A 15,777-nucleotide genomic window follows, 5' to 3' on the forward strand; every position below is an offset into this window, starting at 1 on the left:
CGTTCTGCCTACTGCTTTGAAAACCGCCCGAAGGCTCCGCCTGAAAAGCACAGGGGATCGCCATCGCGGTGGGCGGCACGCAGCACTTCGCCGACGATGATGGTGTGATCGCCCGCATCGTGGGCTGCCGCCTGCCGGCATTCGAAACGGGCGAGCGTGCCCGGAATGACCGGAACGCCCTCGTCGTTGATTTCCCAGTCAAGATCGTCAAATGCGCGGCCGTTGCGGGTGAAGCGGGCGCTCAGCACGTCCTGATCTGCGCTCAGCACATGGATGGCGAAATGCGTTGCGCCGCTGAAGGCCGGATAGCGCGATGAATTTTTGGCAGGCGACCACAGCACCAGCGGCGGATCGAGCGATACCGACGCGAAGCTGTTGACCGTCATACCGATCGGCCCTTCGGGCGTCGTTGCCGTCACCACCGTCACGCCGGTGGTGAAAGCGCCGAGCGCATTGCGAAAGCTGCGGCTGTTTTCGCCGCCGGGAACAAATACGTGCTCATTGGGCATTTTGATCGCTTCTGCGACTGTCATCACGGCACCTCGCTTCCAATTGCAAGTGTGTAAAGCTCAAACCAGGTCTGGCGGTCGATGGTAACGCGCAGGGCATCGGCCGCCGTTTTTATGCGCTGAATATTGTTGGTGCCGAGCACGGGCACGATCTTTGCCGGATGCCGCAGCAGCCAGGCGATGGCAACGGCAGTGGCATCGACGCCCTGCTCGTTGCCGATGCGCTGCAGGGCAGCCATGGTTCCACCATGCGCACCGGAAAACAGCGAACCGCCGCCAAGCGGCGACCACGCCATCGGTGAAACGCGCTTTTCCTGCAGGAAGGCCAGATCGCCATTGGTGAAGCTATCGGTCGCAAGCAAGCTCATTTCGATCTGGTTCGTAACCAGCCTATTGCTCATAGCCGATTGCAGCAGGGAGAAATCCCAAGGGCGGAAATTGGAAACACCCACGGCCTTGACCTTGCCGGAAGCTACCAGCGCATCGAGCGCCTTGCCGGTTTCTTCGGGATCGATCAGCGGATCGGGCCGGTGGATCAGCAGCAGATCGACATGATCTGTGCCCATGTCACGCAAGGAGGCCTCGACTGAAGCGTTGATATGGCCATCCGTGGTATCGTAATGCTTGACGCGGGCGGATGAGTGACGCCCGGCTGGCGCCACGATGCCGCATTTCGTCACGATCTCGATCTTGTCGCGAAGGGATGGAGCTGCCTTGAGGCCGGCACCCAGAATGGCTTCCGCCGTGTATCCACCATATATATCAGCCTGATCCATGGTGGTGATGCCCTGCTCCAGGCAGGCTTCGATCTTTGCCTGTACATGGGAAGGCGAAGTATCAGCATCGTCGCCGATGCGCCACATGCCGTAAACGATGCGGCTAAGTTCCAGGTTTTCAGAAAGAGCGATACGTTCCATCAGTGGCGTTCCCCGTTGCCCAGCGGCGTGGCAGGTGTTTCAGAAGGCACCCGGCCGTATGCATGCGGCAGGGAGCAGGTTTTCATTTGCGGCAGGACCTTGGTTCCGAAGTGTTCAGCCTCGTCGAGATGCGGATAACCCGAGAGGATGAAGGCGCGAATACCCATTTTCTGGTATTCCTCCAGCGCCGAAAGGACCTTGTCGGTGGAGCCGACGAGCGCTGCACCACAGCCGGAGCGCGCCCGGCCGATGCCGGTCCACAGGTTTGGTTCGACATAACCGAACTTGTCGGCCAGTTCTCGGGCCCGCGCCTGATGCGATACACCGAGTGAGCCGCTGTCGTGGGCGCGGTTGCGGATCAGCTGGCCATACTCGTCATCGAGCTTCGAAACCAGATGCTCGGCATATTCGCGCGCTTCCTGTTCGGTATCGCGCACGACCATGTGGACTCGCAGGCCGTAATCCAGCGTGCGGCCGTGGGCTGCGGCACGCTCATGGGCAGCGCGCATGCGGTCTGCGAGCTGGTCTTTCGTTTCGGGCCACATCAGATACACGTCGCATTGCGCGCCGCACAGCTCCAGCGCATCCGGCGAATAACCGCCGAAATAGAGCAGCGGACCACCATTCTGCTGGTACGGACGTGCAGGCTCGGTGGAGACACCCTTGAACTGGTAGATCTCGCCGTCATGGTCAATCGTGTCACGGGTCCAGGCCTGGCGCAAAATCTGCACGACTTCATGGCTGCGTTTGTAGCGAAACGCGCTGTCAGCCACCTCGCCGGGAAAATCGGAGCTGATGACGTTGAGCGTCAGGCGGCCCTTCAGCATGTGATCGAGCGTCGCCACCGTACGCGCCAGCATGATCGGCTGCATTTCGCCGCAACGGATTGCAGCAAGGAAATTGATGCGGTCGCTGATCGGAGCGCAACCTGCCACGAAGCTCAACGTGTCCTGGCCGACCTGGTAGGAAGAGGGGCAGAGAATGTTACGAAAACCGAGTTCCTCGGCCTTTTTGACGATATCCGAGCAATGTTCGAAGCTGGAGCGCAGGCTACCATCCGGCACGCCCAGATAGGCGTAATCATCGGAACAAAGGGCAGAAAACCAGGAGACCTCGGCAGCATCGAGATCAGCGGATGTAACGGGTACGACGGTCATGCAATTCCTCCTCAAGGCCGCTCTCGTTTTTCTTGCATAACATCAAGAAATATGTAAATCAATGATGTATCAATTTTTGTTTTGCGGAGGGGATAGCATCATGAAACACACGGGCGGCAGCCTGCCTATGTATTTGCAGATCGCCGAAATGCTGGTGCGCGAAGTCGCTGCGGGCCGTCTGACAGATGGTGAAAAGCTTGCTCCCGAAAGGGATATGGCAGCCGATCTCGGCATTGCTGTCGGCACGCTTCGCAAGGCGCTTGCGGAGTTGCAGGAGCGTGGGCTGCTGGAGCGTGTGCAGGGTTCCGGCAATTATATCCGCGCGGTCAGCGATCCCCAGAGCGTTTATGCCTTCTTCCGGCTGGAGATGATCGAGGGGGGTGGCCTGCCAACGGCGGAGGTGCTGGATGTTGCGCGCCTTGCCAAGCCATCCACCCTACCCGCCTTTGGCACATCGCCGGAAGGCCACCGCATCCGCCGCCTGAGGCGTATCGCGGGGAAACCGGCGGCAATCGAGGAGATCTGGCTAGACGGTTCCTATGTCGACACGATTACCATCGAGAACCTGTCGGAATCGCTCTATCTCTATTATCGCACCCGCCTCAATCTCTGGATATCGAAGGCAGAAGACCGCATCGACCTCGGGGAAGTGCCAGAATGGGCGCCTGCACAATTCGGCCAGAAACCCGGCGCGTCGGTGCCGCGTGTCCTTCGCCTGAGCCAGGGTCAGGACGGAGCCGTGGCTGAAGTCTCATGGACATGGTTCGACCACACCGTCGCACGGTACGTTTCACGCATACGTTGAAAACGCACGAAATTCGCGTGATCCACATGGACAGAGAAAATTGACCACAGGCAAGGAAGCCGCGACCTGCCACGCAGGGGTTTTCGTTGAAATATTTCTACAAATCAAAGCTTTGCCGGTTTTTGATTTCTGTCAGAAATAAAATTGATACACTATTGATTTCCTTTTGACGAAAGGTAATATCACGGGCCTAGGGAGACAGGCGTTTGGCCGTCCCACGATATCGCCGGACGATCGGGATGATTTTTTCGAAAAGCGATGCGTGGATTTGAAGGTTGATGCCGGGTTTGCGTTCATCGGATTTTGGACGCCCCGGACGTGAGGAGGAAAAGATGGCTTCAGTCAGCCTGCGCAAGCTGGACAAGAGTTACGGTGCCCTGCGCATCGTCAAGGGTATCGACCTTGAAATCAACGATGGTGAATTCGTGGTTTTCGTCGGCCCCTCCGGCTGCGGAAAATCCACGACGTTGCGCATGGTCGCCGGGCTGGAAAGCATCAGCGGCGGTGAGGTGATGATCGGCGACCGCGTTGTCAACAAACTGCCGCCGCGCGAGCGTGACATCGCCATGGTGTTTCAGGACTACGCGCTTTACCCGCACAAGACGGTGCGTGAAAACATGGGTTTCAGCCTGAAGGTACGTGGTGTCAGCGCCTCGCAGGCCAATGCCAGCATTGATGAGGCAGCGAATATGCTGGGCATCAGCCATCTGCTGGACCGTCGTCCGGGCCAGCTTTCCGGCGGCCAGCGCCAGCGCGTGGCCATGGGTCGCGCCATCGTGCGCCGCCCGCAGGTGTTTCTGTTCGACGAGCCGCTTTCCAACCTCGACGCAAAACTGCGCGGACAGGTTCGCACGGAAATCAAGCGCCTGCACCAGCAGCTCGGCACCACCATCATCTACGTTACGCATGATCAGGTGGAGGCGATGACGCTGGCTGACCGCATCGTCATTCTGCGCGGCGGCGATATCGAGCAGGTGGGCACGCCGGACGAGGTCTATAACCGTCCGGAAAGCGTGTTCGTCGGCGGTTTCGTCGGTGCGCCTGCCATGAATTTCGCTCGCGCCAGAGTGACCGGCGACAAGCTGACATTTACGGACGGCAACTCTCTTCCACTGGCAGCAATCAGACCGTCCCGTGAAACGGCGCTCGATGGACGGGAGGTCATCGTCGGCATTCGCCCTGAACATTTCGGTCCTGCCGGGGGATTTGACACACAGCTCTCCGTCAAGGTGCAGGTGGTGGAGCCTTTGGGGTCGGATACGCTGGTGCATTTCACCCTCGGTGATGCGGCGCTGACGGCGAGAATGCCGCCAGAGATGAAACCGGCTCCGAATGAGGAACTGAAGATCGGCCTCGACCCATCGAAGGTGCACCTGTTCGACTTGACGACGGAACGCTCCATTCAGTGACAGGATCGGGCCGCCACCGGCCCGGCTTCAAGATTTCAATAACGGGAGGAAAATATGAAATTCAAAGCCCTTACGGGAGCGGCGCTCTGCGCAACGATGCTCAGCTTTTCGGGACAGGCCTTTGCCGACGCCGAACTCAAAATCTTCGTTTCCAGCCAGCATCAACCCGACGTGTGGCGCAAGGCGCTCGATCAATATGAGGCGAAGACGCCAGGCGTGAAAGTCGTGATCGAGACCGGCGGTAATACCTCCGAAATGCAGGCGCAATATCTCAACACCGTCATGTCTGCCAAGGATTCGAGCCTTGACGTGCTGATGCTCGATGTCATCCGTCCCGCACAGTTCGCAACCGCTGGCTGGACCAGCGATTTCTCCGGCAAAGACTTGTCCGCCTACCTGCCGACCTATGCAGAAGCAAACACCGTGAACGGCAAGATCGTGGCGCTGCCGGCGTTCGCCGATTCCATGTTCCTCTACTATCGCAAGGACTTGCTGAACAAATACGGCATCCAGCCGCCGACCACCTGGGATGAGCTGAAGGAAGCCTCAAAAAAGGTGATGGAGGGCGAAAAGAACCCCGAACTTCAGGGCCTCTCCTTCCAGGGTAAGGCCATCGAAGGTGCGGTATGCACGTTCCTGCTGCCCTACTGGAGCGAAGGGAAGTCGCTGGTTCAAAACGGCAAGCTGAATTTCGACAATCAGGCGGCCGTGGATTCGCTGAAGCTCTGGAAGAGCTTCGTCGACGAAGGCATTTCCAAGAAGAACATTTCCGAAGTGGCGACCGACGACACGCGCAAGGAATTCCAGGCGGGCAAGGTTCTCTTCGCCGTCAACTGGTCCTACGCCTGGACCCATTTTCAGGGCAAGGAATCCCAAGTGAACGACAAGGTTGGCGTCGCCCGGTTGCCGGCCGTCAAGGGCGGAGAGCAGACGACGTGCCTCGGCGGCTGGGAATTCGGCGTTTCCGCCTATTCCAAGCAGCAGGACGAAGCCAAGAAACTGGTGGAATATCTGTCCAGCCAGGATGTTTCGAAGTTCATGGCCATCAATGCCGCGCTGCTGCCCACCTATGCCTCGCTCTACAAGGATGCTGATGTGACCAAGTCCATCCCTTGGTTTGCGGATGCTCTTCCGGTTGTTGAAACGGCAAAGGCACGTCCGGTCACACCGCGTTACAACGAGGTCAGCGAAACGATCCGCACCACCGTCAATGGCGTGCTTGCGGGCGTGATGTCGCCGGAAGACGGCGCAAAGCAGATGGAAAGCCGTCTGCGCCGCGTATTGCGCTAAGCCCTGTGGCCGGGGGCGGCATGCAGGACATGCCGTTGCCGGCCCGCTTGGCCGAACCAGTGAAAATCGCCTGAACGGCGCGATAAACGGGCCGGGACTTAACCGGTCTGATCGGGAGACGATGACGTGAATTCAGTTGCGGGAGTGGCAGACGTGACGATGCCGGAGAGAACAATGGTCAGGGTGGACGAGAAACCGCAGCCGCGCTGGACGCGGTGGCTCGATCTCGGTGACCGGTCGCTTGCCGTGCTTTTGCTGGCGCCTGCAGCCATTCTTCTTTCCCTTATCATCGTCTATCCGGTGGCGCGTCTCGTCTACACCTCGTTTTTCAGCCTTTCGCTGACATCAGGTCTGCCGGCGGAATTCATCGGCTTTGAAAACTACACGGCGATGCTCGATGACCCGATTTTCTGGGAAACGACCTGGAATACGGTGCTGATAACGCTGATAACGGTGCCGGGAGCGCTGTTCATGGGCCTGGGCCTTGCGCTCCTCGCCAACCTGCCGTTTTCCATGCAATGGCCGATGCGCCTGTCGCTGCTCATCCCTTGGGCGCTGCCTCTTTCGTTCGCCGGCCTCATCTTCGCGTGGTTTTTCCACTACGAATACGGCGTGGTCAACGATGTGCTGAACCGGCTGGGCTTTGAAGGCATCATCTGGTTCAACTCCCCGAACTGGGCCTTTGCGGCCATCTGCCTGACCATCATCTGGAAGACCTCCTCCTTCATGGCACTGATGATCCTTGCAGGGCTGCAAACCATTCCGCGCTCGCTTTATGAAGCCGCCGATGTGGATGGCGCCGGCAAGCTCAGGCAGTTCTTCGAGATCACGTTGCCGCTCCTAAAGCCCTCGATCGTCGTTGCTCTCATCTTCCGTACGATTACGGCGCTGCAGACTTTTGATATTCCATACATGATGACCGGCGGCGGCCCCGGCACATCAACCACGACGCTCGCCATGTACATTCACCAGAACACTGTTTCCTTCCTCGATCTCGGTTACGGTTCGGCACTGGCGGTCATGATGTTTGCGCTCTCCATGTGCGTCACCGCCGTTTATCTCCGCATTATCAGGACGAAGGACTGATCCCATGAGCACCGTTGCGACCTCCTCCGGTCTGTCCTCCTTCTTCTCCGGCAAGCCGCTGCGCTTCATTGCCGCCTCCATATTGCTGGTCAACGGCCTGTTTCCGGCAATATGGATCCTGTTCACCTCGCTGAAAACCGAAGCGGAACTGACGGTGAAACCGATCACATGGTTTCCGCATGCGCCGACGCTCGCCAATTACATGCAGGCCTTTTCCGACCAGCCGTTGCACCTCTTCCTGTTCAACAGCTTCATGGTCGCGCTGCTTTCCACGGCACTCACAATTCTGATTTCGGTGCTGGCAGCCTATGCGCTTGCGCGGCTCGATCTCAAGTACCGGGCGCTGATCCTCTCGCTCATCATCGCCGTTTCCACATTCCCGCTGGTAACGCTGCTGGTGCCTCTGTTCGAGATCATGCGTGCGCTCAACCTGCTCAATAGCTGGACCGCTCTTATACTGCCTTACACCGTGCTCTCCCTGCCGGTCTGCACGCTGATGCTGGTATCCTTCTTCGAAAGCATCCCGCGCGATCTGGAAAACGCCGCCATGATTGATGGCTGCACCCGCATCGGCGCGCTGTTCAAGGTTGTCGTGCCGCTATGCGCGCCAGGCGTCTTCACCGCCGGCATTCTCGCTTTCGTGAACGCCTGGGACGAATTCCTGCTGGCGCTTTCCTTCAATTCCAATCCGGCACTGCGCACGCTGCCGGTCGGCATCCAGCTTTACCAGGGTGAGTTCGCTTTCCCGTGGCCCGTCATCTCGGCGGCGCTGGTGGTCGGCATCGTCCCGGTTGCGATCCTGATCGTCATTTTTCAGGAACGCGTCGTCTCCGGCCTCACCGCCGGCGGTCTCAAGGGTTAAACAGGTACAGTCATGCAATTCGAAAAGACCAGAGACGGCTTCAAGCTTGCGATTGGCAGCCACACCATTCTTTCTCATTCGCCTGAGAACCCGGCTTTCTTCGCCGGTTTCGGCAAGGAGCGGATGGATATGTATCGCGGCAATTTCGATATCGAGGACTATGTCATCGAACGAACTGCGATCCGCCACGCCGAAGTCAGTGGCGACAGCGTTACGCTGTCTTCCGCACCCGGGCAGGCCGCGCGCCTTCATCTGGCGCTGGATGGAAATGCCATCAGGGTCACGGCGCTGGATGAAACCATCAATCGGCTGTGGCTGCGGATCATCGCAAATGACGACGAACATGTCTGGGGCGGTGGCGAACAGATGTCCTATTTCGACATGCGCGGTCGCCGCTTTCCGCTCTGGACCTCCGAACCCGGTGTCGGCCGCGACAAGACCGCTGAAATCACCTTCAAGGCTGACGTCAGCGGCAAGGCGGGTGGCGATTATTACAACACCAATTACCCGCAGCCGACCTATCTGTCGTCGCGCAAATATGCGCTGCATGTGGAAACCAGCGCCTATTCAGTCTTCGATTTCCGCAACGAAGATTTCCACGAAGTCGAGATATGGGCGATCCCCGAGAGGATCGAGTTTTTCACCGGCGATCGTTTCACCGATATCGTTTCTGCCCTCTCGCTGCGGTTCGGACGCCAGCCGGAACTGCCGGAGTGGGTCTATGGCGGCGCGATCATCGGGTTAAAGGATGGCGCCAACTCCTTTGCCCGGCTGGAAAAAATCCGCGCTGCCGGAACCAAGGTCTCCGGCCTGTGGTGCGAGGACTGGGTGGGGCTTCGCCAGACATCCTTCGGCGCCCGGCTCTTCTGGGACTGGCAGGCCAATGAGGCGCGTTATCCGCATCTGCGTCAGAAGATCGCCGAGCTTGCCGATCAGGGCATTCGTTTTCTGGGATACGTGAACCCCTATCTCTGCGTCGACGGCCCGCTTTTTCCGGAGGCGGAGGCCGCCGGTTATTTCGCCACCGGCGCGGACGGCAAGACGGCGCTCGTGGATTTCGGCGAGTTCGATTGTGGCGTGGTCGATTTCACCAATCCGGCCGCAGCCGAGTGGTTTTCCGAAGAGATCATCGGCAAGAACATGCTTGATTTCGGCCTTTCCGGCTGGATGGCCGATTTCGGCGAATATCTGCCGATCGACATCACGCTATCGAACGGCATCGACGCCAAGCTGATGCACAATGCCTGGCCGACGCTCTGGGCAGAGGTCAACGCCAAGGCTGTTGAAAGCCGTGGCAAAACCGGCGAAGCGCTGTTCTTCATGCGGGCGGGCTTTACCGGTGTGCAAGCCCACTGCCCGCTGCTGTGGGGCGGCGACCAGTCCGTCGATTTCTCCCGCCATGACGGTCTCGTCACTGTCATATGCGGTGCGCTGTCCTCCGGTCTTCTCGGCAATGCCTATCACCATTCCGATATTGGCGGTTATACCAGCCTGTTCGGCAATGTCAGAACCCCGGAACTCATCATGCGCTGGACGGAGATGGCAGCCTTTACTCCTGTCATGCGAACCCATGAGGGCAATCGCCCGCGCGACAATCTCCAGATCGATCAGGACGAGACCGTTCTTGGCCATTTTGCCCGCATGACGGCAATCTATGTCGCACTCGCCCCCTATCTGAAATCGCTCTCCACTGAAGCGGCCGAAAACGGCCTGCCGGTACAGCGCCCGCTTTTCCTGCATCACGAGAACGACCGGCAGACCTATGCCATTCAGGACAGCTATCTCTACGGGGCCGACATGCTGGTCGCACCAGTTTGGAAGGCGGGGGAGACGCAGCGCACGCTTTACCTTCCGGGCGATGGGGAATGGATGCATCTTTGGAGTGGCGCGCGGTATTTTGGCGGGCACGAGATCACCGTGGAGGCTCCGATAGGCCAGCCGGCTGTGTTCTACCGCGCTGAAACGCCCTTTACTGCGTTATTTGAACAGCTTCGCAATATCGCTTGAAGCATCACCTTCCGGCCATTTCCAAAAAACGCCGCAGATATTGCGGCGTTCAACCGATGCTTTAACAGGCCTCGCTAGACGGCCATCAGCCCGTCAGGCGTGGTGATGTAATGGCTTTCTTGAACAGCACCGTCATCGCGTCGCTGATGCCCTGGGACGGGCTGACTTCGAAGTACAGACCCGGGGAAGCGCAGCTCTGCATGCGTGAGCCGATTTCCGCCTGAAAGGGCTTGATCCAGCTATTATACCAGTCATTCGTCGGCAGCGGCAGGTAGGTGGTATAAAGCACCGCGATACGAAAACCCTTTTCCTTCAGTTTCGTACAGTCTTTGATGTCGATCGGCTCCTGACAGCGGCCTCCCGTCAGTTTTTTCGTACAGGAGGACGGCTTGTAACTGTCGCCCACCCCGTCTGAAACAAAGAAAATAACCTTATCCGGGTTCGCCGAGCTTGCGCCCGTGCCCGAACTGCCGACCTTATCTCCAATCTGGATCAGTGCCCGGTCGAAATCTGTTTGCTGGTCGTTGTTGTATCCCTGATAGGGGATCGACATCAGGTTGATTTCACCAGCTTTTTTCTTTGCTGCGTCCAGATCCGAGGTTAGCGAAACGACCTCAAGCAGCTTGGTATCTTCCGCCCGTTCCCCGAAGGTATAGACGGCCATGCGATATTGATTGCTGCTTTTGCGCGTGGACTTTGCCGTGTCCATCAGGCTGGCGGTTGCCTTGGCAACCACGTCGATACGCGTCGTAACCCCGAGTTTCTTGGCCTTGAAGTAATAGCTGTTCGGGTCTGCCACGCCGTCCTTCACGATATGACAGGCAAAAGCGCATTTATCGCCAGTATTCGCAACCAGGGTGGCAACATCCGTGGGTGTCGCGCCCACTCCCATGGAGGGCGTATTATCAAGCAGAAGATAGAAATCGCTGAAGGTTTCCGTTTCGTATTTGGCCGTGGCCGTGCCGCCAACCGAAACGAAATCCTTCCCCAGAAGCCCTGAGAGCGTCGTGCTGACCGACGCCTTGAAGCTGACGGACGACTCGACCACATTGCCGTGCTTGATCACCGAAACATCGACAGAGGTTATGGTGTAGTCCGCGTCGCCGCGCTGATTGCCATCGAAGAATGCCCGGGCTTCTTCATTGCCGACGGGAATGACACCGTCCCCCGACATCTTCTTTGCCGCCTGAACACTTGCGGACATATCGGCGACTGCCGCCAGAGCCGCGGAATCCGCCGCCTGCTGCAGATCGGCTTTGACCGACATGCCGCGCGTAATATCGAGCGCCACACCGGCAGCCCCGCACAGAGGCACCATGAGCAGCGCGGTCAGAATGCCAAAATTTCCAGATTTCTCTTGCCAGAAGTTTTTCAAGTTCGCCCCCAACCAATCTGGGAGCTGAAGCTAATACAGCGGAATTGAAAAGCGGTTTCAATAAATAACTAATTTTTGATAAACTTAATATAACCAACAACTAATATGTGCGCGGCAAATTCGCCAATATTCTCGTTAACTTTCAACGTTGACATTACTTCAAAACCCTCCTAGCAAAACAGTCTCTTCCGAGGGGAGCACCTGACGGTGCTGAGATGGCGATGAGCCGGACCCTTGAACCTGATCCGGGTCATGCCGGCGTAGGAACGGAAACTGTAGCGCGTTTGCGGTACTGCCCTTTCTCTTCTCCGCTTTGCCCGGATCTCCGTGATCGCCACAGCTGGAGACCGAACGATGATGATGAAACATCCTTCCCTTCGTATACGGTACGGCTGCGTCTGAGCCCCGGCCGATGCGTGCCTCCCATGCGCTGAAGGGCGTCGTTCTTATTCTGTTTGTCTGGCAGCTGGGCATCTGGCTGTTCGCACCGCCCCGCTACATCCTGCCCTCGCCCGCCGATGTTGCCGCAGCACTCCTGCGCCAGCCAGCCTTCCTGTTCGGACAGGCCATGGTGACATCAGGTGAAATGGCTGTCGGGCTTGCGGCTGGCATTACCGCCGGCATTCTCGTTGCCTTTACGATTGCCGCCGTCCCGCGTTTTGGCCGCCTCGTCTGGCCCATGGTTCTCGTGTTGCAGGCATTTCCGGTCTTCGTGCTGGCCCCCATTCTCGTACTCTGGTTCGGTTTCGGCATGGCCTCGAAAGTTGTCATGACGGCGATCATCATCTTTTTCCCCGTCGCTTCAGCCTTCACCGACGGCCTCAATCGCACGGATCGGACAATCCTCGATGCCGCCTCGCTGACAGAGGCGAGCCACTGGCAAATCCTCACCCGGCTGCGTGTGCCGCTGGCGCTTCCCTCACTCATTTCCGGGCTGAGGGTCGCAGCTCCGCTCGCCCCGCTCGGCGCGGTCATTGGCGAATGGGTGGGCGCCTCCGCCGGGCTCGGTTTTGTCATGATCCAGTCCAATGCCCGCATGCAGACCGACACAATGTTCGCCGCCATGACCATTCTCGCCCTCATGACGGTGCTGCTGCGGCTTGTCGTCGACCGGGCAACGGCCAACCTCGCCCCCTGGGCCAAAGAAACAGACCACGTCATTCCTTTCAAACATTTGCGGAGACTTTCGGCACCATGAAACGAACTCTTCTTTCCCTCGTCTTCGCGGCAGCAAGCGTGTTTGCGCCCGTGCAATCGCAGGCGGCCGACAAGCTTACCGTGTTGCTGGAATGGTTCGTGAACCCGGACCATGCACCGATGGTGATTGCCAAGGAACGCGGCCTGTTCGCAGATGCGGGGCTGGACGTTGAGCTGGTTCCGCCTGCGGACCCATCCGCCGTGCCGCGTCTTGTCTCGGCAAAACAGGCCGATATCGGTGTACACTACCAGCCGAACCTCTATCTCGACCACGATGCCGGGCTGCCGCTCGTCCGTTTCGGCACGCTGGTCGAAACCCCGCTGAACACCGTCACCGTTCTGGCCGATGGTCCAATCAAGAGCCTGAAGGACCTGAAGGGCAAGAAGGTCGGCTTCTCCGTTTCCGGCTTCGAGGATGCAATGCTGAAGCGCATGCTGGAGAAGGAGGGACTGACGAAAGACGATGTGGAACTGGTCAACGTCAATTTCTCACTCTCGCCGTCCCTGATCGCGGGCAAGGTCGATGCCACGCTTGGCGGTTTCCGCAATTTCGAACTGACGCAGATGAAGCTTGAAGGCCACGAAGGCCGCTCGTTCTTCCCCGAGGAACATGGCGTGCCCGCCTATGACGAGCTCATCTTCGTCACCCATCGTGATCTCGTGAAAGATAGCCGCCTGCCGCGTTTTCTCTCGGCCGTTGAGCAGGCCGCGATTTTCATCACCAACCACCCACAAGAATCCTGGCAGCTTTTCATCAAGGCCTATCCGAACCTTGACGACGCGCTGAACAAACAGGCGTTTTTCGATACGCTGCCGCGTTTCGCCAAACGTCCAGCCGCACTCGATCGCACCCGCTACACACGCTTCGGCACTTTCATGAAGGACATGCAACTGATCAAGCAGGCGCCGGCGGCGGAAGACATTGCCGTGGAGTTGCAATAACCATGGCAAACAGTTTTCCGACTGCGGCGAAGGCCGCAGAGATCCTCGAAAGGGTAAGGCAGACGCGCCCGCGCGTGCATTGCCTGATGAACACCGTGGTACAGAAATTCACCGCGGATGGCATTACCGTCGTCGGCGGCATCCCCTCGATGACAACCTCACTCGAAGAAATCGGTGCTTTCGTCACGAAAGCCGATGCGGTAACGATCAATCTCGGCACGCTCGACGCCGACCGGCGCAAAGTCATTCGATTTGCCGTCGAGATCGCCCGCGCGGCTGGCAAGCCGTGGATTCTGGACCCCGTGCATTGCGACTATTCGCCATCGCGACTGGCGTTCGCGCGTGACCTGATCTCGCTTGGACCCACCATCGTGCGCGGCAACAGCGCTGAGATGAGCCTGATCGGTGCTGTTCCGAACGCCATCAGGATAGAGACCGGACCTGTCGATAACCTGCGCGACGCCACAAGGAGCGTCAGAATCGTCAACGGTCACCCGTGGATGGCGAAGGTGACAGGCACGGGTTGCCTATCGGGTGGCGTCATCGCCGCCTTCATGGCGGTGGAAAAAGACGCACTGACGGCCGCCGCCGCCGCCCTCGCCATCACGGGTGTCGCAGCCGAACTGGCAGCGAAAAACGCCAAAGGCCCCGGCACATTCGAGCCGGCATTTCTGGATGTGCTTTCAGAAATTTCCGGCGAAGACATAATAAACCATGCGAGGATTGAGCATGAACAAGGTTGATTACCGTCTCAACGCGCTGGTCGATGCGAGCCTCGGCGATGTTGCGCCCTTGGGCGAGCTTGCTCTGGCGGCCGCACTCAACGGCGCGACCATTCTGCAATATCGCGACAAACACGCCTCCACGCGGGAGATGATCGAAAACGCCAGCGCCATTCGCGAAGCCATTGCCGGCACGGGCGTGCCGCTGGTCATCAACGACCGGGTGGATGTGGCGCTCGCCTCTGGCGCGGACGGGGTGCATCTCGGCGCCGATGATATGGATGCCAAAACCGCCAGACGCATCCTTGGAGATAAGGCGATCATCGGCCTCACCGTCAAGAACCGCGCCGATGGCGAGCGGGCGGCCTCCATGCCCGCCGATTACGCCTGCATTGGTGGCGTGTTCGAAACCGTTTCCAAGGTCAATCCAGACAAGCCTGTCGGCCTTGACGGCTTTACGACGCTCCGCACTCTGCTCCGCGAATTGCGGCCGGGCATGCCGGTGGGCGCCATCGCCGGTATCGATCTTGCCCGCGTGCCGAACGTCATCGCTGCCGGTGCGGATGGTGTCGCCGTTATTTCTGCAATCTTCCGCGCAGGCGATATTGCCAGCGCAACCAGGGACTTCCGCGCGGCAGTCGATGCAGCGCTGAAAGCGAGACAGTCATGACAGCAATCGCATTGACCATCGCCGGCTCAGACAGCGGCGGCGGCGCGGGCATTCAGGCCGACATCAAGACTTTCTCGGCACTCGGCGCCTATGCCGCCAGCATCATCACCGCCATCACCGCCCAGAACACCAAAGGTGTGACGGCAGTGGAGGATATTTCCGTCGCCACCATCGTCGCGCAGATGGATGCGGTTTTTTCCGATCTTGCCGTCAATGCGGTGAAGATCGGCATGGTATCGCGGATCGAAACCATCGCGGCCATAGCTGCAAGGCTCCGGCAGCAGCCCCAGCCGGTGGTGCTCGACCCCGTGATGGTTGCGACCTCCGGCGACCGTCTATTGCATGCGGATGCGATCGAGACATTGCGGCGCGACCTGCTGCCGCTCGCCACCATCGTCACGCCGAACCTGCCTGAAGCAGCGCTTCTCACCGGGTTGCCGATTGCAGACACCGAGGCGGAGATCACCCGTCAGGCCGAGATGATCCTGAAGGTGGGCGCGAAAGCCGTGCTCATCAAGGGCGGCCATGGCGACGGGCCGCAGAGTACGGATTATCTGTTTGCAGACGGCACCGTGCAGGCGCTTTCCGCTACGCGAGTGGACACGAAAAACGACCATGGGACCGGCTGCACGCTGGCGGCGGCGATTACGGCTCATTTGGCCAAGAGTTGTGAATTGCGTGAGGCGGTTGGTCTTGCGAAGGACTATCTGAATGGGGCGCTTGACGCTGGTCGGGGGCTTGCCGTCGGGAACGGTCGGGGACCGGTGCATCATTTTTATCGGTGGTGGGGGTGACATCGACACGCAGAGTGAGGCTTACCCCCCTCTGT

General features: G+C 58.9%; 15 protein-coding genes and 1 riboswitch. Of the genes, 11 read left to right on the forward strand and 4 right to left on the reverse strand.

Annotated elements, in window-relative coordinates; translation table 11 throughout:
• Positions 1–8: 8 nt before the first annotated feature.
• From G6L97_RS15845 to G6L97_RS15855, 3 genes are read right to left on the reverse strand one after another with little or no spacing between them, the layout of a single operon-like run.
• Positions 9–533, reverse strand: a complete 525-nt coding sequence (locus G6L97_RS15845) for a flavin reductase family protein (protein ID WP_013761544.1) — start codon at positions 531–533, stop codon at positions 9–11.
• Positions 533–1,426: an aldo/keto reductase gene (locus G6L97_RS15850; RefSeq protein ID WP_174003373.1), complete on the reverse strand. Its 894-nt coding sequence runs from the start codon at positions 1,424–1,426 to the stop codon at positions 533–535. The genes G6L97_RS15845 and G6L97_RS15850 overlap by 1 nt, the downstream gene beginning before the upstream one ends.
• Entirely contained in the window at positions 1,426–2,583 is a 1,158-nt protein-coding gene (locus tag G6L97_RS15855; protein ID WP_003510817.1) for an LLM class flavin-dependent oxidoreductase, read from the reverse strand. Before G6L97_RS15855 ends, G6L97_RS15850 begins: the two co-directional genes overlap by 1 nt.
• Positions 2,584–2,683: 100 nt before the next feature.
• Between G6L97_RS15855 and G6L97_RS15860 the strand changes: the two genes are divergently transcribed.
• The 6 genes from G6L97_RS15860 (at position 2,684) to G6L97_RS15885 (ending at position 10,042) form a co-directional block, all read left to right on the forward strand.
• Entirely contained in the window at positions 2,684–3,388 is a 705-nt protein-coding gene (locus G6L97_RS15860) for a GntR family transcriptional regulator (protein ID WP_003510818.1), read from the forward strand.
• A 332-nt stretch (positions 3,389–3,720) separates the two neighbouring features.
• Positions 3,721–4,797, forward strand: coding sequence for an ABC transporter ATP-binding protein (locus G6L97_RS15865; protein ID WP_174003375.1), 1,077 nt, complete (start codon positions 3,721–3,723; stop codon positions 4,795–4,797).
• A gap of 54 nt (positions 4,798–4,851) precedes the next feature.
• Complete coding sequence (locus G6L97_RS15870) at positions 4,852–6,087, forward strand: ABC transporter substrate-binding protein (protein WP_174003377.1); 1,236 nt, start codon at positions 4,852–4,854, stop codon at positions 6,085–6,087.
• Between the two features lie 174 nt (positions 6,088–6,261).
• Entirely contained in the window at positions 6,262–7,173 is a 912-nt protein-coding gene (locus tag G6L97_RS15875; protein ID WP_003510821.1) for a carbohydrate ABC transporter permease, read from the forward strand.
• A 4-nt stretch (positions 7,174–7,177) separates the two neighbouring features.
• Positions 7,178–8,035, forward strand: coding sequence for a carbohydrate ABC transporter permease (locus tag G6L97_RS15880; protein WP_003500737.1), 858 nt, complete (start codon positions 7,178–7,180; stop codon positions 8,033–8,035).
• A gap of 12 nt (positions 8,036–8,047) precedes the next feature.
• Positions 8,048–10,042, forward strand: a complete 1,995-nt coding sequence (locus G6L97_RS15885) for an alpha-glucosidase (RefSeq protein ID WP_174003379.1) — start codon at positions 8,048–8,050, stop codon at positions 10,040–10,042.
• 85 nt (positions 10,043–10,127) lie between these two features.
• Here the strand turns inward: G6L97_RS15885 and G6L97_RS15890 are convergent, their stop codons facing one another.
• The gene (locus G6L97_RS15890) at positions 10,128–11,417 is read right to left on the reverse strand and encodes a TadE/TadG family type IV pilus assembly protein (RefSeq protein ID WP_035199432.1); all 1,290 of its coding nucleotides are present in this window, start codon (positions 11,415–11,417) and stop codon (positions 10,128–10,130) included.
• A gap of 181 nt (positions 11,418–11,598) precedes the next feature.
• Positions 11,599–11,701: riboswitch (TPP riboswitch) on the forward strand.
• Between the two features lie 128 nt (positions 11,702–11,829).
• Here G6L97_RS15890 and G6L97_RS15895 point away from each other — a divergent pair.
• Genes G6L97_RS15895 through thiD form a run of 5 tightly spaced genes read left to right on the forward strand, consistent with a single transcriptional unit; the run spans position 11,830 to position 15,742 of the window.
• Positions 11,830–12,615 carry an ABC transporter permease gene (locus G6L97_RS15895; protein ID WP_174003381.1) on the forward strand — a complete coding sequence of 262 codons (786 nt, stop codon included), beginning with the start codon at positions 11,830–11,832 and terminating at the stop codon, positions 12,613–12,615.
• A complete protein-coding gene (locus tag G6L97_RS15900; RefSeq protein ID WP_174003383.1) occupies positions 12,612–13,556 on the forward strand; it encodes an ABC transporter substrate-binding protein in 945 nt (314 codons plus the stop codon). Before G6L97_RS15895 ends, G6L97_RS15900 begins: the two co-directional genes overlap by 4 nt.
• Before the next feature lie 2 nt (positions 13,557–13,558).
• Positions 13,559–14,299, forward strand: a complete 741-nt coding sequence (locus tag G6L97_RS15905; protein WP_019564651.1) for a hydroxyethylthiazole kinase — start codon at positions 13,559–13,561, stop codon at positions 14,297–14,299.
• The gene (gene thiE, locus G6L97_RS15910; protein WP_065703059.1) at positions 14,286–14,948 is read left to right on the forward strand and encodes a thiamine phosphate synthase; all 663 of its coding nucleotides are present in this window, start codon (positions 14,286–14,288) and stop codon (positions 14,946–14,948) included. Before G6L97_RS15905 ends, thiE begins: the two co-directional genes overlap by 14 nt.
• A complete protein-coding gene (thiD, locus tag G6L97_RS15915) occupies positions 14,945–15,742 on the forward strand; it encodes a bifunctional hydroxymethylpyrimidine kinase/phosphomethylpyrimidine kinase (protein WP_174003385.1) in 798 nt (265 codons plus the stop codon). Before thiE ends, thiD begins: the two co-directional genes overlap by 4 nt.
• Positions 15,743–15,777 lie beyond the last annotated feature (35 nt).

Source organism: Agrobacterium tumefaciens (genome assembly GCF_013318015.2).
Classification (GTDB): domain Bacteria; phylum Pseudomonadota; class Alphaproteobacteria; order Rhizobiales; family Rhizobiaceae; genus Agrobacterium; species Agrobacterium tumefaciens.

What these genes read in the sequence shown, in the direction of transcription:
- G6L97_RS15895 (WP_174003381.1), top strand. Translation starts at nt 11,830, where the DNA reads ATGCGTGCCTCCCATGCGCTGAAGGGCGTCGTTCTTATTCTGTTTGTC.
- G6L97_RS15885 (WP_174003379.1), top strand. Translation starts at nt 8,048, where the DNA reads ATGCAATTCGAAAAGACCAGAGACGGCTTCAAGCTTGCGATTGGCAGC.
- G6L97_RS15880 (WP_003500737.1), top strand. Translation starts at nt 7,178, where the DNA reads ATGAGCACCGTTGCGACCTCCTCCGGTCTGTCCTCCTTCTTCTCCGGC.
- thiE (WP_065703059.1), top strand. Translation starts at nt 14,286, where the DNA reads ATGAACAAGGTTGATTACCGTCTCAACGCGCTGGTCGATGCGAGCCTC.
- G6L97_RS15900 (WP_174003383.1), top strand. Translation starts at nt 12,612, where the DNA reads ATGAAACGAACTCTTCTTTCCCTCGTCTTCGCGGCAGCAAGCGTGTTT.
- G6L97_RS15850 (WP_174003373.1), bottom strand. Translation starts at nt 1,426, where the DNA reads ATGGAACGTATCGCTCTTTCTGAAAACCTGGAACTTAGCCGCATCGTT.
- thiD (WP_174003385.1), top strand. Translation starts at nt 14,945, where the DNA reads ATGACAGCAATCGCATTGACCATCGCCGGCTCAGACAGCGGCGGCGGC.
- G6L97_RS15870 (WP_174003377.1), top strand. Translation starts at nt 4,852, where the DNA reads ATGAAATTCAAAGCCCTTACGGGAGCGGCGCTCTGCGCAACGATGCTC.
- G6L97_RS15855 (WP_003510817.1), bottom strand. Translation starts at nt 2,583, where the DNA reads ATGACCGTCGTACCCGTTACATCCGCTGATCTCGATGCTGCCGAGGTC.
- G6L97_RS15860 (WP_003510818.1), top strand. Translation starts at nt 2,684, where the DNA reads ATGAAACACACGGGCGGCAGCCTGCCTATGTATTTGCAGATCGCCGAA.
- G6L97_RS15905 (WP_019564651.1), top strand. Translation starts at nt 13,559, where the DNA reads ATGGCAAACAGTTTTCCGACTGCGGCGAAGGCCGCAGAGATCCTCGAA.
- G6L97_RS15875 (WP_003510821.1), top strand. Translation starts at nt 6,262, where the DNA reads ATGGTCAGGGTGGACGAGAAACCGCAGCCGCGCTGGACGCGGTGGCTC.
- G6L97_RS15865 (WP_174003375.1), top strand. Translation starts at nt 3,721, where the DNA reads ATGGCTTCAGTCAGCCTGCGCAAGCTGGACAAGAGTTACGGTGCCCTG.
- G6L97_RS15845 (WP_013761544.1), bottom strand. Translation starts at nt 533, where the DNA reads ATGACAGTCGCAGAAGCGATCAAAATGCCCAATGAGCACGTATTTGTT.